This is a genomic window from Photobacterium sanguinicancri, assembly GCF_024346675.1.
GTDB lineage: Bacteria > Pseudomonadota > Gammaproteobacteria > Enterobacterales > Vibrionaceae > Photobacterium > Photobacterium sanguinicancri.
This window is the reverse complement of the sequence record NZ_AP024850.1, coordinates 132,130-154,539: the sequence shown is the minus strand read 5'-3', so window position 1 is coordinate 154,539 and position 22,410 is coordinate 132,130. Positions and strand designations below refer to the sequence as shown.

Below are 22,410 nucleotides of genomic sequence, written 5' to 3'. Positions count from 1 at the left end.
TCTCCAAATCGTTTCGGCTCGATATCTACTGTGATTAATTCAATGTAAAAAAGCTTTTTACATATAACCACAGCTATCAAAGGTCGCGCATTATACTAAGTCAAAACCAGTTGCTCAAGTCCCGAGCAGATCCTTTCTTCACTTTTTGTTCAAAAAACGGCTATTTTATAGCCAATCTCGTTCAGAAAAAGAAATGATTTCCCCATCACCCACAACAAAGTGGTCTAGAACACGAATATCCACCAATGCAAGTGCATCAGTGATTCTTCGAGTTATTCGACGGTCAGCCTGACTAGGTTCAGCTACGCCTGATGGGTGATTATGCGCTAAAATGAGCGCGGCTGCATTAAGTTCCAGTGATCTTTTTACTACTTCACGTGGATAAACCGCCGCAGAATCGATCGTTCCTTCAAACAAAACCTCGCCAGTTATGACGCGGTGCTGGTTATCAAGAAATAAAATATAAAAAACTTCACGCTGTCGATCGCGTAATATTTGGCTTAAATATTGCCTAGTTTGTTGCGGACTGGTCAGCACATCGCCTTTTTTGAGGGTTTCTTCAAGGTGACGATGACTCATTTCCAACACAGCTTGCAGCTGAACATACTTTGCTGGTCCAAGCCCTTTTACTTCACAGAACCGTTTTTCGTCGGCGGCTAAAAGTGCGCGTAACGATCCAAATTCTTCCAAAAGTAAGATCGATAGCTCGATCACATTGATACCCGGTAAGCCTGTACGCAAAAAAATGGCTAATAATTCAGCATCTGTGAGCGCCTTTGCCCCGAGCTGTAAGAGTTTTTCACGAGGTAAAACTGCATTCGGTAAATTTTTTAATGTCATAATGGCCTCTTTAGTCATGTATACGCTTGAACCCTCACAGCCAAAATACAAACTTGAGACAACTAACTTACGAGTGAAAAGTAACTTTTTACCGTAATGATATTTCCTACCCTCATAACCTTGTGAACTTGCTAACCCTGCCTTTTGTTACTGTTAGAGCAATAAATACCATTACCCTCTAGCCGATTGTCGATTGATCTTGGACGATGAACCGCACGATATTTGATGCTATCGTGTTGCCCTTGTTTTTGGTTAATCAGGCAATCTCATGCAGACGCTAGCAGGAAAAAAAATACTTCTCGGAATCAGTGGTGGCATCGCCGCGTATAAATGCGCCGAACTCACCCGTCGCCTTATTGAGCGTGGCGCTCAAGTACAAGTCGTGATGACCAAAGCAGCACAAGAATTTATTACCCCTTTAACGATGCAAGCCGTTTCTGGAAACCCTGTCGCAAGCAGCTTGCTTGATCCTGCGGCTGAAGCATCCATGAGCCACATCGAATTGGCAAAATGGGCTGATATGGTTTTGCTGGCGCCAGCAACAGCCGACCTGATAGCTCGTGTGAGTGCGGGGATGGGCAATGATTTGCTCTCTACCTTATGCCTTGCCACGGATTCACCTATCGTGGTTGCACCTGCGATGAATCAACAGATGTACCGCAATGTTGCGACCCAAGAGAACATCGCAACGCTAAAACGTCGTGGTTTCCACATTTGGGGTCCAGCAAGCGGAGAGCAAGCTTGTGGCGATGTAGGCCCAGGTCGAATGCTAGAGCCAATGGCGTTAGTGCACCGTGCTGAAGATTTTTTTCAACCCGCGGATTTAACTGATGTGTCACTGACCATTACCGCTGGACCAACGCGTGAAGCATTAGACCCGGTTCGTTATATCTCTAACCACAGCTCGGGTAAGATGGGCTTTGCGATTGCGCAAGCCGCTGCAGAGCGCGGCGCTAAAGTCACTTTAATTAGTGGCCCCGTCAACTTACCGACACCACAAGGTGTAACACGTATTGACGTTGAGAGCGCCGAGCAAATGCATCAAGCCGCAATGACGCACGCGCCTCAACATAAGATTTTCATCGCTTGTGCGGCTGTTGCCGATTTTCGTCCTGCCACAGTTGCAGAGCAGAAAATGAAAAAACAGAGTGATGAAGACACCATGACAATCACGCTGGTCAAAAACCCAGATATCGTGGCGAGTGTGGCAGCTTTAGCTGACAACCGTCCTTTTACGGTTGGCTTTGCTGCTGAAACCCAAGATGTTGAGCAATACGCACGAGGTAAACTGACCCGCAAACATCTCGACCTAATTTGTGCTAACGATGTTGCGCAACAAGGGCAAGGTTTCAACAGCGATACAAATGCGCTGCACTTATACTGGCCACAAGGTGACAAAGCGCTACCTCTTACCAATAAGAGTGAACTTGGTAAACAGCTCATCGATGAGATTACAGCGCTTTACCGCAAGCAATAATCCTTATTCAAATTGTTATAGCACGAAGTAAATTTCACCAAATACACATCTTTAACCGTGTTTGGGCTGTAACAAGGAAAGATGCATACATTAAGAGAGCAACATGAAAAAGATCGACCTAAAAATCCTAGACCCACGTGTTGGTAATGAATTTCCCCTTCCCGCTTATGCGACTGAAGGGTCTGCGGGGCTCGATTTACGCGCTTGCCTAGACGAAGCATTAACCGTAGAACCAGGCCAAACCCACCTTGTTCCAACCGGTCTTGCAATTCATATTGGCGATCCAAGCCTTGCCGCGACTATTTTACCGCGTTCAGGTCTGGGCCATAAACACGGTATCGTATTGGGTAACTTGGTTGGGCTGATTGATTCTGACTATCAAGGTCAGTTGATGGTATCGGTATGGAATCGCGGTCAATCGACCTTCACCATTGAACCTGGCGATCGTATCGCACAGTTAGTGTTTGTACCTGTAGTACAAGCTGACTTTAATATCGTGAACGACTTTGACAGTAGCGATCGTGGCGAAGGCGGCTTCGGTCACTCTGGTCGTCAATAAATCACGGCATATCGTCAGAAAAATCCATCGTGAATAAAAGCGATCTAACGCAACCTTCAGGTTGCGTTTTTTTTGCCGATACAGTTTTTTTACCGATAACTCAGCACTATCAGCAGCTAACACTTTTCTCTGTGTCAGCGCACCGTTAAGATAGGCGGGTTTTTTATACCCAGCGAATAATGCATCTCGGTGTATTTGCCGAGTGCCAAACTGTGGTACTCATTTCGAAAAGGAACGGTTATTCATGGCAGGCAACAAAAAAAACAATCGCCGCGAAGAAATTCTACAAGCTTTGGCACAAATGCTAGAGTCTGCACAAGGTAGCCAACGTATTACTACGGCCAAACTTGCGGCTCAAGTAGGCGTGTCAGAAGCTGCGCTGTACCGTCACTTCCCAAGCAAAGCGCGTATGTTTGAAGGCCTGATTGAGTTCATTGAAGATTCAATCACCACTCGCATCAACCGTATCCTAGATGAAGAAAAAGACACCCTGAATCGCCTACGCATGGTGCTACAGCTGATCTTAGTATTCGCAGAACGTAATCCAGGCTTAACCCGTATCATGACGGGCCATGCACTGATGTTTGAACAAGACCGCCTACAGTCACGTATCAACCAGTTATTTGAACGTATCGAAACCCAACTCCGTCAGGTACTGCGCGAGCGTAAACTGCGTGAAGGTAAAGGTTTCCCTGTTGATGAAGGGATCTTGGCCGCGCAGTTACTCGGCCAAGTTGAAGGCAGCTTAAACCGCTACGTGCGTTCAAACTTCAAGTACAAGCCAACAGAGAGCTTTGATGATTATTGGGCACTGCTGAGTGCTCAGCTAGGTTAAGCGTCTTTCGCCATTACCTGACAGCGCTAGGCGCTAAAAACAACAAAGGCTTGCCCAGTGGCAAGCCTTTTTCGTCATCATAGTTTATTACAACAACGCTTAAACGCCGTATTGTGCACGGTACGCTTTTACTGCTTCAAGGTGCTGTTCCATGCCATCTTGCTCGGCAAGGTAGGTCACGACATCACCCAGTGACACAATCGAGATCACCTCACAGCCAAAGTCGCGCTCTACTTCTTGGATCGCAGACAACTCGCCTTTGCCTTTTTCTTGACGATCAATAGCCACTAATACGCCCGCTAAGTCAGCACCGTTCGCTTTGATGATTTCCATCGACTCACGAATTGCCGTACCCGCAGTGATCACGTCATCCACTAACATGATTCGACCTTCTAACGCACTGCCCACTAAGTTACCACCTTCACCGTGGTTCTTCGCTTCTTTACGGTTAAAACAGTATGGCGTATCCACATCATGGTGATCAGCCAAAGCGACCGCGGTTGTGGTTGCAATTGGAATACCTTTGTACGCTGGGCCAAATAGCACATCGTAATCAATACCAGCTTCAACTAAAGCTTCAGCGTAAAAACGGCCTAAACGTGCAAGATCACGCCCTGAGTTAAATAAACCCGCATTGAAAAAGTACGGGCTTTGACGGCCTGATTTCAGTGTGAACTCACCAAACTTCAACACACCTTTCTCTAGGGCAAATTCGATGAACTGACGCTGATATGCTTTCATTGTAACTCCTTAATATGGCTATTTATGTCTTTTGATTTATTCGCTAAACCTATCGACAGGTCCTATTCGGTAACACTCTCGACAAATTTCAGGCAAAAAAAAGCGACTCAATAGAGTCGCTTAATTATTAATTTTCTAACGCGGCTTTCTGCATCGAAATGATATCGGTAATCCCGTCTTTCGCCAGCGCTAACATCGCCAGCAATTCTTCATGGCTAAAGGCTTCGCCTTCCGCAGTGCCCTGAATCTCGATCATCTTACCTTCTTCGGTCATCACTACGTTCATGTCGGTTTCTGCCGCTGAATCTTCAACGTACTCCAAATCACAAACTGGCTCACCGTTATAGATACCGACAGACACAGCAGCAACCATGCCTTTAAGCGGGCTCTTTTTCAGCAGGCCTTTTTCAATCATGTAATTAATCGCATCCACTAGTGCAACCATAGCACCAGTAATAGAAGCAGTACGCGTACCGCCATCGGCTTGGATAACATCACAATCAACAGTGATCATTTGCTCGCCTAGCGCTTCAAGATCTACCGCAGCGCGTAAGCTACGAGCGATCAGACGCTGGATTTCCATCGTACGACCACCTTGCTTACCACTTGCCGCTTCACGACGATTACGGGTGTGTGTCGCACGAGGTAGCATGCCGTATTCGGCTGTTACCCAACCTTGACCTTTACCTTTTAGCCAGCGAGGAACATTTTCTTCCACACTCGCGGTACAAATCACTTTGGTATCACCGAACTCAACTAATACAGAGCCTTCAGCATGTGCTGTAAAGTTGCGAGTAATAGTAATAGGACGAACTTGGTGGGTCTGTCTGCCGCTTGGACGCATCGGGATAACCTTTGACTGAGTAATTTTAACCGGCGATTATAGCCAGTTACACTCGCCAGTGCTAACCCTTTGCTAAACGATTGCCTCTAGACGCGCACAATTACCGCGTAAAGCCACAACAACGTGGTTCAATTCCTTTTATAATCAATGCTGAGTATAATCAGCTCATCAACGCTTCGAGCATCAGCTTCAAGCAAACCGCTTAACAAAAGGGCCATCAGCCAATGATTCATAGCATGACCGCCTACGCGCGCCGTGAAGTAAAGGGCGACTGGGGCAGCGCCGTTTGGGAAATCCGTTCGGTAAACCAGCGTTACTTAGAAACCTACTTACGTATGCCTGAACAGTTCCGTGGCCTAGAGCCGGTTCTGCGCGAACGCTTCCGTAAACGTCTTGCTCGCGGCAAAGTCGAATGTAACCTTCGTTTTGAAGCGAACGCATCTTCTAATCGTGAACTATCGATTAATGAAGATCTCGCGAAACAAGTGATCAAAGCTGCCCAGTGGGTGAAAGATACCTCTGGTGAAGGCAATATCGGTCCATTCCAAGTATTGAACTGGCCGGGCGTGATGGAAACTCCAGAGCAAGACCTTGATGCCATCAACAAAGATCTGCTGGCGGGCTTTGAAGAAGCACTAACCGACTTCATTGCGGCACGTGCAAGCGAAGGCGAAAACATGAAAGAGCTGATTGTTCATCGTCTTGATGCAATCACTGTGGAAGCCGGTAAAGTCCGCGCACAAATGCCAGAAGTGATGGCGTGGCAACGTGAGCGCCTACTCAGCCGTTTTGAAGACGCAAAAATTGAGCTAGATGCAAGCCGTGTAGAGCAAGAACTGATCCTGCTAGCACAGAAGAGCGATGTAGCAGAAGAGCTAGATCGTCTTGATTCACACGTGAAAGAAACACAAAAGATCATGAAAAAAGGTGGCGCATGTGGTCGTCGCTTAGATTTCATGATGCAAGAGTTCAACCGCGAGTCGAACACCCTAGCCTCAAAATCTATCAACACTGAGATCACAGCTTCTGCCGTTGAATTGAAAGTGCTGATCGAACAAATGCGTGAGCAAATTCAAAATATTGAGTAATCACTATTTTTCATTTCGCCCATAATAAAAAAGCGCCTTCGGCGCTTTTTTTACATTTAAATATAATCTATTACGAAAGTAACCACGACACCGCTTTCTCCACTCGCTGAGTAAATACGGGTAATGAGAACTCATCTAGGTGCGCTTTATGCTGTTGCGGCTGAGGCATCGGGCGCAGCCCATTCTGAATGTCAGTCAGAATCGCTTTCAGGTCTGCACCATTATCGTTACGTGGATCTTCAAATAAGAACCCTGTTTTACCATCAACGACAGTTTCGACAAACGGAGAAGCCTTCACAGCCAAGACTGGCAGATTACAATGTTGCGCTTCAATCACATTTAAGCCCAAGGCTTCTTTTTCAGGAAGCCCTGCAATTAAAAAATCGAGCTGGCTATAAATACCTTCAACATTTTTCTGGAACCCCCAGAAACGTACACGATCACCTAACGGTCCCAAAGCCTTACGTAAATCACGTACCGAGGCGTAACCACCACTACCAAAGATTTCAATATTTAGATTTGGCACTTCTGATAATGCTTGCGCTATATGTTCAAACATCAATGGAAATTGTTTAATAGGCGTAATACGCGACACAATACCGATACTCAAACCATCTTGCTTTTGCCACTGCACTTTAGGACGGAATTGTTCATAAACAGGTTCAAGCCATGACAAAATGCGATCTCGGCCTTTACGCAAATCCCAGTCATAACACGATGCTTGTAAAATGGGGGCATCTTCTTCGATATGACGAGACAGTGAGGCTACTCCATACCAAGGTTCTGGGTAAATATTCTCCACTTTGGCATCTTTCAAGCTTTCAATTACATACCGTGACACCCCAATGACACCGTCATAACCATCATAAGATGAAGGATCGCGACTATATAAAGGCATATGAGCAATCGCAATCAAACGGTGACCCCTATCTTTCAATTGCTTACGCCATTTTTTATCAATACCACCATGAGTCAGTAGTACCGCAGGGACATCACCGAGCGCTGTTATTACACCGTCTAAGTCTGGAGTAATAGGCTGAATTTTTGTATTGCCAAATGACAACTTATGCCAATAATCGGCTTTAGGGTGCGTTAAAAGAGTATACCCAATATTCAGCGCGTCTAATCCTTGGCAAAGAAAATGGGTATAAACTTCACCACCACCAAAATGCTGCTGTAAATTTAATTGAAATAACTGCTTCGTCACGCTACCACCTCTAAAAAGTGCTAAAAAAATACACTACATCATAAACTGAAAATGAGTGTAATTCCCATGACAAGAATTCCACTACTAGCACGATAGCTCTTTACTATAGTTAGTTTGGGTACATAAAAAACAATAAAAATAAAAACAGCCCTCTGAACACTCCCATGTAACACACCAAGGATGGAACGATGGATGACAACGTAAAAAATCTAGCTTCAGCAGGAGCAACGGCCCATCATAAAAAAAATATTCTGCATGTCTTCCCCACGTTTGCGATCGGTGGCCAACAAGTGCGTTTTGCCCACATCGCCAATGCCTGCCCGCAGGATTACCGTCACACTGTCATTGCTTTAGACGGTAACTTTGATGCTAAAAGCAAATTACAAGAAACAGTAGATGCAACATTCATCGACCTACGCCAACTGAAACAACAACATGTTCTGCAGCGGATGCAGACAATTCAGCATTATTTAGCAGACCATCAGCATGATGTATTGATGACCTACAATTGGGGCGCGATTGAATGGGCATTAGCACACCGTATTTTCCATCATGCAACGACCTCAGCAACAGCCACCAAACACGTCCATTGGGAAGACGGCTTTGGTCCCGAAGAGCAACAAGATCGCTTACCGCGCCGAAATATTTTTCGTCGCCTCGCACTGTCCGATAACACTAAGGTAGTAGTGCCCTCGCACCAGCTTCAACATATCGCACAACAGGATTGGCATGTTGCTGCATCGCAATTAGTTTATTTCCCCAACGGCATCGCACTGCCAGAATCGCGTTCTCATACCGCTTCAGATACCGCAGCAGATAAAGATACACCCAGTTCAAAAACAACCGAACAGGCCCAGCCGACCTTTATTACGCTGGCAACCCTACGAGCTGAGAAAAACATCCCTCGCTTAATCGATAGCTTCTTAGCGGCCGTGCCCAGTGGGAAATTAATTATTGGTGGCGGGGGGCCCTTACTCGAGGAACTGCGTGAATATGTCATCCAGCTCGATCAAACCGACCGTATTGAGCTAACGGGTAACGTCACCGACATCTGGGGATTTCTCGCCCGTGGGGATGTGTTTTGTTTATCGTCGGATACCGAGCAAATGCCGATCTCGATATTAGAAGCGATGGCAATGGGACTGCCCGTTGTCTCAACCGATGTCGGTGACATTAAAACCATGCTATCACCCGAAAACATGGCCTATATCGCGGCGCCAAGTGATTACCCTGAAGCAATGAAGAAGCTATTAGCACATCAAGATTACTGGCCAACCATAGGCCGAGCCAATAAGCTGCGTGTATCGCAACAATTCAGCTTCGAGACCATGATAAAAAACTTTGCCGCTCTGCTTTAAGTACGATCTGCTATTTTTATTACATGGCGTTCTTGAATGATCAAATCGAATACACGGCCAATCAATGCATTAAGCGCTAACAGTATATAAATAAGAAGGGCGTTATCATTTACCGCACTGAGTTCACATCACAGCCACCATGAAAAAGATTATTGGTTATTCCTTGACTATCTGATTTAAATTAACCGCAGTTCATGATAATCTGCGCGCCCTTCTAACACTGAGTGAAACAGCAATGAGCAAAGGTACGTTATACATTGTGTCGGCACCAAGCGGTGCGGGTAAATCAAGCTTGATTAACGCCCTATTGGAAACCAACCCAACTTATGACATGAAAGTATCGGTTTCTCACACCACGCGCGGTATGCGCCCAGGTGAAGAACACGGCGTTCATTACAACTTCGTAAGTGTTGAAGAATTTACTGAACTTGCAAGCAAAAGTGCTTTTCTTGAGCATGCAGAAGTATTTGGCAATTACTACGGTACGTCACGTCCGTGGATTGAAGATCAGCTAAACAAAGGAATCGACGTATTCCTTGATATCGACTGGCAAGGTGCGCGTCAAATTCGCAAGCAGATGCCACAAGCGAAAAGCCTGTTTATTCTTCCGCCATCAAAAGAAGAATTAGAGCGTCGACTTAATGCGCGCGGCCAAGACAGCGATGCTGTTATTGCTCGTCGTATGGAAGAGGCACGTTCTGAGATTTCACATTACAGCGAATACGATTACGTGATCGTGAATGATGATTTTGATGTTGCTCTTATCGATTTCAAAGCGATTATCCGCGCAGAACGATTGAAGCAAGACAAACAAACTGCTAAATATAACAGCATGCTGAACGCCCTACTGGCAGAACAGTAAGTATTTTTGTACAATTTTCCCTCTTTTTTTATATAACCACTGGAGTCCTCCATGGCACGCGTAACCGTTCAAGACGCTGTTGATAAAATTGGCAACCGTTTCGATCTGATCCAAGTTGCTTCACGCCGCGCTCGTCAAATGCAAACTGGCGGTAAGGATCCACTGGTTCCAGAAGAAAACGACAAGTACACAGTGATCGCGCTTCGTGAAATCGAAGAAGGCCTTATCACTAAGGATATTCTTGATGCTCGTGAGCGTCAGGAACTTCAAGAGCAAGAAGCAGCAGAGCTAGCAGCAGTTAGCGCTATTGCAGGCGACCACCGTTAATTCAGGGAACCGGGCGATTGTATCTTTTTGATAGCCTGAAAGAAGTCGCAACCGAATACCTGCCAGAGCCTCACATCGAGGCTCTTAGGCAGGCTTATCTCGTTGCGCGTGATGCCCACGAAGGGCAGACTCGCTCTAGTGGCGAACCTTATATCATCCACCCGATTGCTGTGGCCCGCATTCTTGCGGAAATGCGCCTCGATTACGAGACGTTAATGGCTGCACTTCTCCATGATGTAATCGAAGACACCGAAGTTACCAAGGAAGACTTGGAAACCCGCTTTAGTGCCACCGTTGCAGAATTGGTTGATGGCGTATCGAAGCTGGATAAACTGAAGTTCCGCGACCGCAAAGAAGCGCAAGCAGAGAACTTCCGCAAAATGATCATGGCAATGGCCCATGACATTCGCGTTATTCTAATCAAATTGGCTGACCGCACGCACAACATGCGCACCCTAGGTGCTCTGCGTCCGGATAAACGCCGTCGTATTGCCCGCGAAACGCTCGAAATATTCTCTCCACTGGCACACCGTCTTGGTATTCATAACATCAAAACTGAACTCGAAGAGTTAGGCTTTGAAGCGTTATATCCAAACCGTTATAAAGTGCTCAAAGAAGTGGTGGCTGCGGCGCGTGGTAATCGTAAAGAAATGATTAATAAAATTCACGCAGAAATCGAGGGTCGCCTTGAAGATGCGGGAATTAAAGGTACGGTTGTCGGCCGTGAAAAGAACCTGTACTCCATCTATAACAAGATGAAGAGTAAGGAACAGCGTTTCCATTCAATAATGGATATCTACGCGTTCCGTGTTCTGGTCACCGATCTCGACACCTGCTACCGCGTATTGGGCCAAGTACATAACCTGTACAAGCCGCGCCCAAGCCGCATGAAAGACTACATTGCGATCCCAAAAGCCAATGGCTATCAATCACTGCATACCTCACTTGTCGGCCCACATGGTGTGCCTGTTGAAGTACAAATTCGTACTGACGACATGGACCAAATGGCAGACAAAGGTGTCGCAGCACATTGGACTTATAAAGACGGTGAAAGCTCGGGTACAACCGCCCAAGTGAAAGCACAACGTTGGATGCAGAGCTTACTTGAGCTACAACAGAGTGCCGGTAATTCTTTTGAATTTATCGAAAACGTCAAATCAGATCTGTTCCCAGATGAGATTTACGTCTTTACACCGAAAGGCCGTATTGTTGAATTGCCAGTCGGCGCGACCGCGGTCGATTTCGCTTATGCTGTCCATACCGATGTAGGTAATGCTTGTGTTGGTGCACGGGTTGATCGTCAACCTTACCCGCTCAGCAAACCGCTGAAAAACGGGCAGACAATTGACATTATCAGTGCGCCAGGTGCCCGTCCCAATGCTGCATGGCTCAACTATGTGGTGACATCTCGTGCCCGTGCGCGTATCCGTCAGGTACTGAAAACCATGCGCCGTGATGAATCTATCACCCTTGGTCGTCGCCTGCTGAATCATGCGCTCGGTGAGTTAAGCATCGACCAAATCAATCCAGATAATCTCCAGCAAGTGCTGTCTGATCTGCGATTGGAATCGATGGACGATTTACTGACGGATATCGGCTTAGGTGAACTAATGAGTGTGGTGATTGCTCGCCGCTTATTAGGTAACCCTGAAGAGCTGAATAACCATAATGAAGGTGCTCGACGCTTACCGATCCAGGGTGCTGATGGCATCTTGCTCACGTTTGCCAATTGCTGTAACCCAATCAATGGCGACCCCATTATGGCGCACGTCAGTCCGGGTAAAGGCTTGGTTATTCACCGTGAAGAATGTGCCAATATTCGTGGTTACCAAAAAGAACCCGATAAGTACATGGCGGTAGAGTGGAGCGAAGACTTTGAACAAGAATTCGTGACTAACCTAAAAGTGGACATGCAAAACCACCAAGGTGCACTGGCGGATTTAACCAACACGATTGCGGCAACAGGCTCCAATATTCAAGGGCTAGCAACCGAAGAAAAAGATGGCCGTTTATACACCATCACGGTTCGCTTAACGACCAAAGGTCGTATCCACCTTGCCAATATTATGCGCCGAATTCGTGTAATGCCGAATGTTGTCCGTGTGGCCCGTCAGAAAAACTGATACAGCCGCATCAACAACCACTTATTCTAAACGCCCTCTTTTGGGCGTTTTTATTTATGGATATTAATCAACGACTATGACTCCTGATCGTTACCAACGTATTCAATCTGTGCTGGCGACACGCCAAATCGACCTTACCGTTTGTATGGAAGAAGTGCACAAACCTAACAATGTGTCTGCGATTGTGCGTACTGCCGATGCGGTCGGCATCCATAAAGTGCATGCCGTCTGGCCAGATGACAAGATGCGGATGCTTAGCCATACCTCTGCGGGGGCACGTAATTGGGTTGAACTAGAAACACACGACACCATGGTTGATGCGGTTCAACACCTAAAAAGCCAAGGCATGCAAGTCCTCGCCACCAACCTCTCAGATACAGCGATTGATTTCCGGGAAGTGGATTACACCAAACCAACAGCGATTATCTTAGGCGGCGAGAAAAACGGCATCACCCAAGAAGCCTTAAACCTTGCCGATCAAGACATCATCATTCCAATGGTTGGTATGGTACAGTCGTTAAATGTGTCGGTGGCCAGTGCCCTCATTTTGTATGAAGCACAACGCCAGCGCCAAAACGCAGGCATGTACGACCAAGCAACCACCCAGCTACCTGACGAAGTGGTACACCGTATTTTGTTTGAACGCGGCCACCCAGTACTCGCCAAAGTAGCGCGTCGTAAAGGCTTGCCTTACCCGCCACTGGATAACGAAGGTCAGATCGTCGCTGACGATGCGTGGTGGGCAACCATGCAGGCGATTGAACCAAAGAAAAACAAGCAAAAATAGCCAATAAGGACATGCGATGAGCGGACAGCTACTAGATACCATCGCCCTCACCGAACTTGCTGGTGTTGGCGCTAAAATGGCAGAAAAACTAACCAAGATTGGGCTCAATACCGTCCAAGACCTGTTGTTTCATCTGCCGCTCCGCTATGAAGATCGTACCCGAATTTGGCCGATTGCCGGTGTGATGCTCGGTCAGCACCTCACGATTCAAGGTGAAGTGCTCAACAACAGCATTACCTTTGGCAAACGAAAAATGCTTAGCGTCAAAATCAGCGATGGTAATGGCGCGGCAACCCTTCGCTTTTTTAACTTCAATGCTGCAATGAAAAACAGCTTAGCAGAAGGGAAGCAAGTTAAAGCCTACGGCGAAATTAAACGCGGTAAGTTTGGGGTTGAGATAATTCACCCCGACTACAAGGTGTTTTCTGAAACCACCGAGCTCAGTGTTGAAGAAACATTAACGCCGGTATACCCGACCACCGATGGTTTACGCCAACTCACCCTACGCAGCCTAACAGACCAAGCGCTGAAGCTACTGGATAAAGCCGCCGTGAGTGAGTTATTACCGGAAGGTTTATACGATCGACAAATGACGCTGGCGCAAGCCTTACGCATCATGCATCGCCCTACGCCTGATATCTCGCTGGACCAACTTGAAGAAGGCAAGCATCCCGCACAGCATCGTTTGATATTAGAAGAACTGCTCGCTCAAAATTTATCGATGCTCGCTGTACGCAGCAACAGTCAGCGTCATGATGCATGGCCGCTCAGTGCCAAACAGAATCTCAAGCAGCAGTTTCTTGCTGGTTTACCATTCAGCCCAACAGGGGCGCAACAGCGGGTCGTTGCCGACATCGAACAAGACCTGACGCTCGCGCACCCTATGATGCGCTTAGTTCAAGGAGATGTTGGCTCTGGTAAAACCTTAGTCGCCGCTCTGGCTGCGTTACGCGCAATCGAACACGGCTATCAAGTCGCATTAATGGCACCAACCGAATTGCTTGCCGAGCAACACGCCCAAAACTTTGCCAACTGGTTCAATCCTCTCGATATTCAAGTCGGATGGATGGCAGGTAAACTCAAAGGTAAAGCCCGTGAAACCGAATTAGCGCGCATTGAAAGCGGCGAAGCCAAGATGGTGGTCGGCACGCACGCCCTATTTCAAGACCACGTAATATTTAACAACCTCACTTTAGTGATCATTGATGAACAGCACCGCTTTGGTGTCCATCAACGGTTAGAACTCCGAGAAAAAGGCGCCAATGAAGGTCGCTATCCACACCAACTGATCATGACGGCTACGCCGATCCCACGGACGTTAGCAATGACAGCATACGCTGATTTGGAAACCTCGGTGATTGATGAATTGCCGCCAGGGCGAACCCCGATCAAAACCGTGGCACTGTCCGACTCTCGCCGCCCAGAGATCATTGAGCGTATTCGATCTGCGTGCCAAACCGAAGGCCGCCAAGCTTATTGGGTTTGTACCCTTATTGATGAATCGGAAGTATTAGAAGCCCAAGCCGCCTCTGACACCGCCGATGAGCTGACCGCCCTATTGCCCGAACTCAAAATAGGCTTAGTGCATGGCCGAATGAAAGCCGCAGAAAAACAAGCTGTCATGGCGCAGTTCAAAGACGGTGACCTCGATTTATTAGTCGCAACCACTGTGATTGAAGTGGGTGTCGATGTGCCCAATGCCAGTTTAATGGTGATTGAAAACCCAGAGCGCCTTGGTTTAGCCCAGCTCCACCAGCTACGCGGTCGTGTCGGTCGTGGCCAAGTTGCCAGCCACTGTGTACTGTTGTACCACGCCCCTCTGTCACAAACCGCGCAGAAGCGCTTGGGGGTGCTACGCGAAAGTAGCGATGGTTTTGTTATTGCCCAGCGCGACTTAGAAATCCGCGGGCCCGGGGAGCTACTCGGCACCAAACAAACCGGTATCGCCGATTTTAAAGTCGCTGATCTGGTGCGTGACCAACACCTGATCCCCCAAGTGCAAAAGCTAGCTCGATACATTCACGATAAATATCCATCGAATGCCGAAGCCATTATTGAACGCTGGCTGGGCCAACGCGAAAACTATTCCAACGCTTAGCCTACAAGGTAATGCAGCCCTTTATCTCTTTCTGATAGGCATAAAGGGCTGACTTTTCATTACTCAACACCCAAGTGAGAAAATCCGCCCACAAAACTACACAGCGATCGCTGTTAATAAGCATATCTTTCACCGTTACATTTCAACCGTGATCCCTCCAGCCCTGTAAACATAAAGGCCTTAGCCACTAACCTTGTTTTTCACCCTTTAGTTTGTCATTTATCAAGGTAGCGACTTTTCTTATCGCAAAACAACGCAAACGATTGCTATTTTCTACAAGGTAATTACAATAGCGCACAAAATTCGTCCACCTCCATCTCTCCCGTGTTGGTTGAAGCTGATTAACAGCAATCACAGATATATTCAGTCAATACATACTGCGGCCCATTCAGCGCATGCAGTCAGGGAACCAGAGATAAACCAAGGAAAACATACGGCATGACCCGTCAACACAGCGATATTGAAGCGCCGCGTAAGTCTGATCTCATCTATCGATTAGAAGACCGCCCGCCACTACCACAAACTCTGTTTGCAGCACTACAGCACCTTCTTGCTATGTTTGTGGCTGTCGTAACGCCCTCGCTGATTATTTGTCAGGCGCTGGGTTTACCTGCCAGTGATACCAACACCATTGTCAGTATGTCGTTATTTGCTTCCGGTATCGCCTCGTTTATCCAAATCAAAACCTTTGGTCCAGTAGGTTCAGGCTTACTGTCGATTCAAGGCACCAGCTTCAATTTCCTTGGCCCTATCATAGGGGCAGGTTTAGCGCTTAAAGCTGGCGGTGCAAATGTCCCTACCATGATGGCCGCCATCTTCGGGACTATCTTGGTTGCTTCATTCACTGAAGTCTTTATTTCTCGCATCTTGCAGCATGCTCAACGTGTTATCACGCCGCTAGTTTCAGGCATCGTGGTCACCCTCATCGGCCTGACGCTGATTCAAATCGGCTTAACGTCAATGGGCGGTGGTTATGCCGCACTAGAAAGTGGCACCTTCGGCAGCCTAGATAACCTGATGCTGGCGGGTACGGTATTAGCCTTTATCGTGCTACTGAATCGCGTTAAGAACCCTTACCTGCGCGTATCATCTATCGTCATTGCGATGGCTGCAGGCACAATACTTGCCGCCTTCATGGGGATGATTGATACCTCTCGCAGTGCAGACACCGACTTCATCGCGATCCCATTACCAATGCAGTACGGTTTAGGCTTCGATTGGGGCTTATTAATTCCACTGGTGATTGTATTTGCAATTACTTCACTTGAAGCCATTGGTGATATTACCGCGACATCAGAAACCTCAGAGCAGCCTGTCGCTGGCCCTGTGTACATGAAGCGCATCAAAGGCGGTGTATTAGCTGATGGCCTCAACTCAGGTGTCGCGGCAATACTTAACAGCTTTCCAAATTCTACCTTTAGCCAGAACAACGGCATCATCATGCTAACGGGCGTGGCAAGTCGCTATATCGGCTTCTTTGTGGCAGGTATGCTCGTGCTACTTGGTTTATTTCCGGGCGTGGCTAACTTAGTTCAGTTAATTCCAGAACCGGTATTAGGCGGCGCTACGATCGTGATGTTCGGTACCATTGCTGCATCAGGAGTGCGTATTATCTCACGCTGTAATCTTGACCGCCGTGCCATTCTTATCATGGCGCTGTCATTTTCGATGGGCTTAGGTATTGCACAAAAACCAGAGATCCTTCAGTTCATGCCTGACATTGTCAAAAGTATCCTGTCTTCTGGTATGGCTGCGGGCGGCTTAACCGCTATCATTCTTAACTTGGTGTTACCTGAAGAACCCAAAGAAGATTAATAGCCTGTAATACGAAAACCAATAAAAAGGGTTAGCCATTGGCTAACCCTTTTTTGATCTTACCGTCTGCACCCAGTCTCGCTACACTTTCTTACCACTACGAGAGGTATGCAGCGCCAAGTTGATTTGGACTCGCAAGCCGCCTTCACTGCGATTGGTCACATTGATTTCACCATCATGCTGATCGATAATTCGCTTCACAATCGCCAAACCGAGCCCAGTTCCTTCGGTTTCACGACCACGCGCTGTATCGCCTCGAGTTAATGGCTGGAACATCCGTGAGACCTGATCCGGTTCAATCCCAGGGCCATTATCTTCAACGCAATACCACGCGGATTTACGATCGGCCGTAGTGCCGCTGGAGATTTTGACCCAGCCATTACCATAGCGCAAGGCATTGCCCACTAAGTTAGCAACGGCTCGCTTCATCGCCACGTTGTTAGCCAAAATCACCCCAGGTACATCACCAAGCTCAAGGTCAATCTGATGTTGCCCTTCGCTATCTGCGACCTCTTCCAATAAAGCATTCAGGTCGAGCTTCTCTTCTTCCTGCTTCTTGGTTGATTTAAGGTAATCCATAAACTGACTGATGATCTCGTTACACTCTTCAGTGTCTTTGATCATGCTATCAGCGAGGTAGTTATCTTCTGGCGACATCATCTCTGTTGCCAAACGGATCCGAGTCAGTGGGGTACGTAAATCATGACTCACACCAGCCAACAACAACGCCCTATCTTCTTCAAGCTGCTGAATACCTTCCGACATTTGATTAAATGCCTTGGTAACCGCACGAATTTCAGAGGCGCCATTTTCCTGCAACGGTGGTGGTGTTTCACCACGAGCAACCGACAGAGCCGCTTGTTCCAGTGCGACCAAAGGCCGATTTTGAATCCGAATAAACAGCCAACCACCTGCAATCACCATAAAGGCAATAATCAGGCTATAGCGAAATAAGGGAGAGAAATCATCTTCATGCAATTCAGATAACGGCACCCGCATCAAAAAGCCCGGCATCGCATCGCACTTGAGCCACAAGACATAACTGTCAGCCCCTAACACCAACCGTACTTCGGTATTGGTATCAAGTTCACGAGTCATTTCTTCGCTTAAGTATTCCACTTCTGAAGCCTGACGATATTCATCGGCTTCAACACTGTCTGCAAGGTGAAGAGTCACCCCCAACTGCTCCAACAGCTGGCGACGCAATGGTGTATCTAAATGAAAAGTATGCCCATCGGCGAGTTGTACATCTTCTTTCAGCATCAAACGCACTTCATAGGCCAAAATGCGGTTGAACTGCTTCAAACTCGGCAATAATGCATAGTTAAAAACAGCCAGATACGAGAAGATTTGGCTGGCCGTTAACAAGCCAGCCAATAAGATCAAAGTACGAGTGAACGTACTGCGCGGAGAAAAGCGCATAGGTTATGCCTCGTTACCATCCGGTACGAATACATAGCCCAAGCCCCATACCGTTTGTATGTAACGAGGGCGACTTGGATCTTCTTCAACCATACGTCGCAAGCGTGAAATTTGAACATCGATTGAACGCTCCATCGCAGAGTATTCACGGCCACGTGCCATATTCATTAACTTATCACGCGACATTGGCTCGCGAGCATTGGTCACCAATGCTTTCAAGACAGCGAACTCACCCGAGGTCAGTGGCATAGACTCTTCGCCACGGAACATTTCGCGTGTGCCTAAGTTCAAGCGGAACTCACCAAATTCGATCACTTTACTGTCCACACTCGGTGCGCCCGGTGCTTCAATCGTTTGACGACGCAAAACCGCACGAATACGAGCCAGTAACTCGCGTGGGTTAAACGGCTTAGGCAAGTAATCATCGGCGCCCACTTCCAAGCCAACAATACGATCGACTTCATCGCCTTTTGCCGTCAGCATCAAAATAGGCAACATGTTATTGGCGTTACGTAAACGACGACAAATAGACAAGCCATCTTCACCTGGCAGCATTAAATCTAATACCATCAAGTGGAATGTTTCGCGCGATAACAGACGATCCATCTGCTCGCCATTAGCGACACTGCGAACCTGAAAACCTTGCTCTGATAGGTAGCGTTCCAACAACGCACGCAAACGCATATCATCATCAACAACTAGAATTTTATAATTTTCCTGCATATCTTCTACCCTACGGCATCAAGCCTGTTATCGTTCTCAGCCGCTATAGTACTCGAGTCATCCTGACCTAAGCTTAAATTCGCAGCTAAAATGTGAGCTAAATTGTTACTGGGTATGTCTAGCACAGTAACGCATTGCCAATGCCAACAACACGCAATTGTTTCCTATATTCTAATGCTTTAACCCGTCACACTCTGTTTTTGTAAATATTGACCTAAGCCACAATGCGTAACACTATTTAGACTCAAGACTCAAGACTCAAAAACATGACACCGTCGAGGGTCTCCTGAATATATCAAAGTATGCGCCATGATTAGGAACTCGCATGAAAACCAATCTCATCACCCGTGAGGGCTATGACAAACTCAAAAGTGAACTTGAGTTTTTATGGTACGAAGAACGCCCTGAAGTCACAAAAAAAGTAACATGGGCCGCTAGCCTTGGCGATCGCAGTGAAAATGCAGATTATCAATACAATAAAAAACGCCTGCGCGAAATTGACCGTCGGGTACGCTTTCTGCGTAAACGATTGGAAGTCGTTAAAGTGATCGACTATTCCCCTCAGCAGGATGGCAAAGTTTTCTTTGGTGCGTTTGTTGAAATAGAAAATGAAGCGGGAGACAGTAAAGCCTTCCGCATTGTCGGCCCAGATGAAATTTATGGCCGTAACGACTATATTTCGATCGACTCTCCCATGGCACGTGCCATGTTGAAAAAAGAAGTCGATGAAGAATTTGAAGTGGTGACCCCGCAAGGACGAAAGCTGTGGTTTGTAAATAGCATCCGCTACTGTTAGTCGCTGAATACGCCACGATTTCATCATAAGATATAGTGTGATATGCCCGATTCATCGTGATTATCACACTGACACAGTCTTAACACTACACTGCTTGTCAGCGTCGGATTCCTCCGTAGAATGGCACCAGTTAACGATCATAACCAAGAGATACCAACGGATGAACAACGCTATCAACCAGATGATTGCCAACGAACTCAGCGTTCGCGTAGAGCAAGTCACAGCCGCAGTCACTCTGTTAGATGACGGTAATACGGTTCCCTTTATTGCCCGCTACCGCAAGGAAGTCACCAACGGGCTGGATGATACCCAGCTTCGTAACCTCGAATCACGCCTCGGCTACTTACGTGAATTAGATGATCGCCGCAAAGTGATTTTGAAATCAATCACCGAGCAAGGAAAACTCACCAGTCAACTTGAAGCGGAAATTTTATCGGCTGACAGCAAAACCCGCCTTGAAGATCTGTATCTACCTTACAAACAAAAACGTCGAACTAAAGGTCAGATTGCGATTGAAGCTGGCTTAGAGCCACTGGCAGACACTCTATGGCAGCAACCTAACCATGAACCAGAAGCCACCGCAGCGCAGTACATCAGCGCAGATAAAGGCATAGCCGATACGAAAGCCGCGCTTGATGGGGCTCGTGCTATTTTAATGGAACGCTTTGCCGAAGATGCGGCACTGCTGGATAAAGTACGTCGCCACTTGCAAACCCAAGCAGAGCTGACCGCGCGCGTAATTGACGGAAAAGAGCACGAAGGTGCCAAGTTCAAAGACTACTTTGAGCACAACGAATTACTGAAAAACGTCCCATCCCACCGTGCCCTTGCTATGTTCCGTGGTCGTAACGAAGGCTTTTTACAGCTATCACTTAATGCCGACCCAGCCCAAGATGAAGGCGTACGCGGTTCATACTGTGAAGTAATTATTGCCAACCACTATGGCGTGACCCTTGGCAATCAACCTGCCGATACTTGGCGTAAGCAAGTGATCAGTTGGGCATGGCGTATCAAAATTTTGATGCACATGGAAACGGAACTCATGAGTGCGCTACGTGAAAAAGCCGAAGACGGCGCGATGCAAGTCTTCGCCGATAACCTTAACGATTTGTTGATGGCGGCACCTGCTGGTCCTCGTGCCACCTTGGCACTTGACCCTGGTTTACGTACGGGTTGTAAAGTGGCAGTGATTGATGCAACGGGTAAATTACTGGACTTCGCAACCATTTATCCACACCAACCACAACGCCAAGTCGCCCAATCGGAAGCGACCGTATTAAGCTTGATCACCAAACATAAGGTTGATTTGATCGCCATTGGTAACGGTACTGCTTCACGTGAAACAGATGCCTTTGTCGCGAAACTACTAAAAGATAACAATCTTAAAGTACAAAGTGTGATGGTCAGTGAGGCAGGTGCATCGGTGTATTCAGCTTCTGAATTTGCCGCCAACGAATTCCCCGATTTAGATGTCTCCATTCGTGGTGCCGTTTCTATCGGTCGTCGTCTCCAAGACCCACTAGCAGAGCTAGTGAAGATCGATCCAAAAGCCATCGGTGTTGGCCAATACCAGCATGATGTTAGCCAGAGCATGCTGGCAAAACGTCTGGATGCGGTAGTGGAAGACTGTGTAAATGCCGTTGGCGTCGATGTAAACATGGCTTCAGCAGCACTCTTAACGCGAGTGGCTGGTTTAAGTAAAACCATGGCACAAAACGTGGTGGACTACCGCGATGAAAATGGTCGATTTGAAAGCCGTACCGCATTGAAAAAAGTGGCACGTTTAGGGCCAAAAGCCTTTGAACAATGTGCGGGCTTCTTGCGTATTATGAATGGTAAAAACCCACTCGATAGCTCGGCGGTTCACCCTGAGTCTTACGCTGTGATCAAAACCATTGCTGCGAATAACAGCAAGCCTATCGATGCGATCATCGGTAATACCGAGTTCCTACGCACCCTTAAAGCGGCGGATTACACTGATGAAAAATTTGGTCTACCCACAGTAACGGACATTATCAGTGAGCTTGATAAACCAGGCCGCGATCCACGCCCTGAGTTTAAAACTGCCACCTTTGCGGAAGGCGTTCACGAAGTCAAAGACTTGATTCCAGGTATGGTACTGGAAGGCGTGATCACCAACGTGACCAACTTTGGCGCCTTTGTGGATGTGGGTGTTCACCAAGATGGTCTTGTCCATATCTCTGCTCTATCTGACAAGTTTGTCGCTGATCCACGTGAAGTGGTGAAAGCCGGTGACGTAGTCAAAGTGAAAGTGATGGAAGTGGATTTGCAGCGTAAGCGTATCGCTATGACCATGCGAATGAGCGACGAACCCGGCCAAGAGAAGCCAGCACGTAAACCACAAGGCCAAGCGCCTCAAGGTCAACCGCGCTCAGCGACGAACCATAACAAACACGCCAATAATAACGCTCGCAACCAAGATAATAGTGGTGGTGCGATGGGTGGCGCTTTTGCAGCAGCCTTTGCTAAAGCGAAAAAATAACCTCG

At 47.3% G+C, this 22,410-nt stretch carries 19 protein-coding genes; 13 read left to right on the top strand and 6 right to left on the bottom strand.

The window, feature by feature from the left end:
* Positions 1-165: 165 nt before the first annotated feature.
* Positions 166-840, bottom strand: a complete 675-nt coding sequence (radC, locus tag OCU87_RS00715) for a RadC family protein (RefSeq protein ID WP_062688294.1) — start codon at positions 838-840, stop codon at positions 166-168.
* A 268-nt stretch (positions 841-1,108) separates the two neighbouring features.
* Between radC and coaBC the strand changes: the two genes are divergently transcribed.
* From coaBC to slmA, 3 genes are all read left to right on the top strand, one after another.
* Positions 1,109-2,317 carry a bifunctional phosphopantothenoylcysteine decarboxylase/phosphopantothenate--cysteine ligase CoaBC gene (gene coaBC / locus OCU87_RS00710; protein WP_261857661.1) on the top strand — a complete coding sequence of 403 codons (1,209 nt, stop codon included), beginning with the start codon at positions 1,109-1,111 and terminating at the stop codon, positions 2,315-2,317.
* A 103-nt stretch (positions 2,318-2,420) separates the two neighbouring features.
* Complete coding sequence (gene dut / locus OCU87_RS00705) at positions 2,421-2,876, top strand: dUTP diphosphatase (RefSeq protein WP_048898823.1); 456 nt, start codon at positions 2,421-2,423, stop codon at positions 2,874-2,876.
* Positions 2,877-3,120: 244 nt separating this feature from the next.
* Complete coding sequence (gene slmA / locus OCU87_RS00700; RefSeq protein ID WP_062688291.1) at positions 3,121-3,711, top strand: nucleoid occlusion factor SlmA; 591 nt, start codon at positions 3,121-3,123, stop codon at positions 3,709-3,711.
* Between the two features lie 99 nt (positions 3,712-3,810).
* On the opposite strand, the gene pyrE is transcribed toward slmA, so the two are convergent.
* Both pyrE and rph read right to left on the bottom strand, forming a co-directional pair.
* On the bottom strand, positions 3,811-4,452 hold the full coding sequence (gene pyrE / locus OCU87_RS00695; protein ID WP_062688289.1) for an orotate phosphoribosyltransferase: 642 nt from the start codon (positions 4,450-4,452) through the stop codon (positions 3,811-3,813).
* Positions 4,453-4,579: 127 nt separating this feature from the next.
* A complete protein-coding gene (rph, locus tag OCU87_RS00690; RefSeq protein WP_094958064.1) occupies positions 4,580-5,296 on the bottom strand; it encodes a ribonuclease PH in 717 nt (238 codons plus the stop codon).
* A gap of 224 nt (positions 5,297-5,520) precedes the next feature.
* Between rph and OCU87_RS00685 the strand changes: the two genes are divergently transcribed.
* Positions 5,521-6,384, top strand: a complete 864-nt coding sequence (locus OCU87_RS00685) for a YicC/YloC family endoribonuclease (RefSeq protein WP_261857660.1) — start codon at positions 5,521-5,523, stop codon at positions 6,382-6,384.
* A gap of 70 nt (positions 6,385-6,454) precedes the next feature.
* Here OCU87_RS00685 and OCU87_RS00680 read toward each other — a convergent pair whose 3' ends face one another.
* The gene (locus OCU87_RS00680; RefSeq protein WP_261857659.1) at positions 6,455-7,591 is read right to left on the bottom strand and encodes a glycosyltransferase family 4 protein; all 1,137 of its coding nucleotides are present in this window, start codon (positions 7,589-7,591) and stop codon (positions 6,455-6,457) included.
* A 188-nt stretch (positions 7,592-7,779) separates the two neighbouring features.
* Between OCU87_RS00680 and OCU87_RS00675 the strand changes: the two genes are divergently transcribed.
* From OCU87_RS00675 to OCU87_RS00645, 7 genes are all read left to right on the top strand, one after another.
* Positions 7,780-8,949 carry a glycosyltransferase family 4 protein gene (locus tag OCU87_RS00675; protein ID WP_261857658.1) on the top strand — a complete coding sequence of 390 codons (1,170 nt, stop codon included), beginning with the start codon at positions 7,780-7,782 and terminating at the stop codon, positions 8,947-8,949.
* A gap of 235 nt (positions 8,950-9,184) precedes the next feature.
* On the top strand, positions 9,185-9,811 hold the full coding sequence (gene gmk / locus OCU87_RS00670) for a guanylate kinase (RefSeq protein ID WP_094957589.1): 627 nt from the start codon (positions 9,185-9,187) through the stop codon (positions 9,809-9,811).
* 51 nt (positions 9,812-9,862) lie between these two features.
* Positions 9,863-10,138, top strand: coding sequence for a DNA-directed RNA polymerase subunit omega (gene rpoZ / locus OCU87_RS00665; RefSeq protein WP_062688277.1), 276 nt, complete (start codon positions 9,863-9,865; stop codon positions 10,136-10,138).
* Between the two features lie 17 nt (positions 10,139-10,155).
* Positions 10,156-12,261, top strand: coding sequence for a bifunctional GTP diphosphokinase/guanosine-3',5'-bis pyrophosphate 3'-pyrophosphohydrolase (gene spoT / locus OCU87_RS00660; protein ID WP_261857657.1), 2,106 nt, complete (start codon positions 10,156-10,158; stop codon positions 12,259-12,261).
* Positions 12,262-12,337: 76 nt separating this feature from the next.
* Positions 12,338-13,048 carry a tRNA (guanosine(18)-2'-O)-methyltransferase TrmH gene (gene trmH, locus OCU87_RS00655; RefSeq protein WP_094957587.1) on the top strand — a complete coding sequence of 237 codons (711 nt, stop codon included), beginning with the start codon at positions 12,338-12,340 and terminating at the stop codon, positions 13,046-13,048.
* Between the two features lie 16 nt (positions 13,049-13,064).
* Complete coding sequence (gene recG / locus OCU87_RS00650) at positions 13,065-15,146, top strand: ATP-dependent DNA helicase RecG (protein ID WP_261857656.1); 2,082 nt, start codon at positions 13,065-13,067, stop codon at positions 15,144-15,146.
* A 438-nt stretch (positions 15,147-15,584) separates the two neighbouring features.
* A complete protein-coding gene (locus OCU87_RS00645) occupies positions 15,585-16,961 on the top strand; it encodes a uracil-xanthine permease family protein (RefSeq protein ID WP_261857655.1) in 1,377 nt (458 codons plus the stop codon).
* An 81-nt stretch (positions 16,962-17,042) separates the two neighbouring features.
* Here the strand turns inward: OCU87_RS00645 and envZ are convergent, their stop codons facing one another.
* Both envZ and ompR read right to left on the bottom strand, forming a co-directional pair.
* Complete coding sequence (envZ, locus tag OCU87_RS00640; RefSeq protein WP_062688274.1) at positions 17,043-18,383, bottom strand: two-component system sensor histidine kinase EnvZ; 1,341 nt, start codon at positions 18,381-18,383, stop codon at positions 17,043-17,045.
* 3 nt (positions 18,384-18,386) lie between these two features.
* Entirely contained in the window at positions 18,387-19,106 is a 720-nt protein-coding gene (ompR, locus tag OCU87_RS00635; protein ID WP_062688272.1) for an osmolarity response regulator transcription factor OmpR, read from the bottom strand.
* 325 nt (positions 19,107-19,431) lie between these two features.
* Between ompR and greB the strand changes: the two genes are divergently transcribed.
* Together greB and OCU87_RS00625 are read left to right on the top strand one after the other, a co-directional pair.
* Positions 19,432-19,902, top strand: coding sequence for a transcription elongation factor GreB (greB, locus tag OCU87_RS00630; RefSeq protein WP_094957583.1), 471 nt, complete (start codon positions 19,432-19,434; stop codon positions 19,900-19,902).
* A 160-nt stretch (positions 19,903-20,062) separates the two neighbouring features.
* Positions 20,063-22,405, top strand: coding sequence for a Tex family protein (locus tag OCU87_RS00625; RefSeq protein WP_261857654.1), 2,343 nt, complete (start codon positions 20,063-20,065; stop codon positions 22,403-22,405).
* The last annotated feature ends 5 nt before the right edge of the window (positions 22,406-22,410 follow it).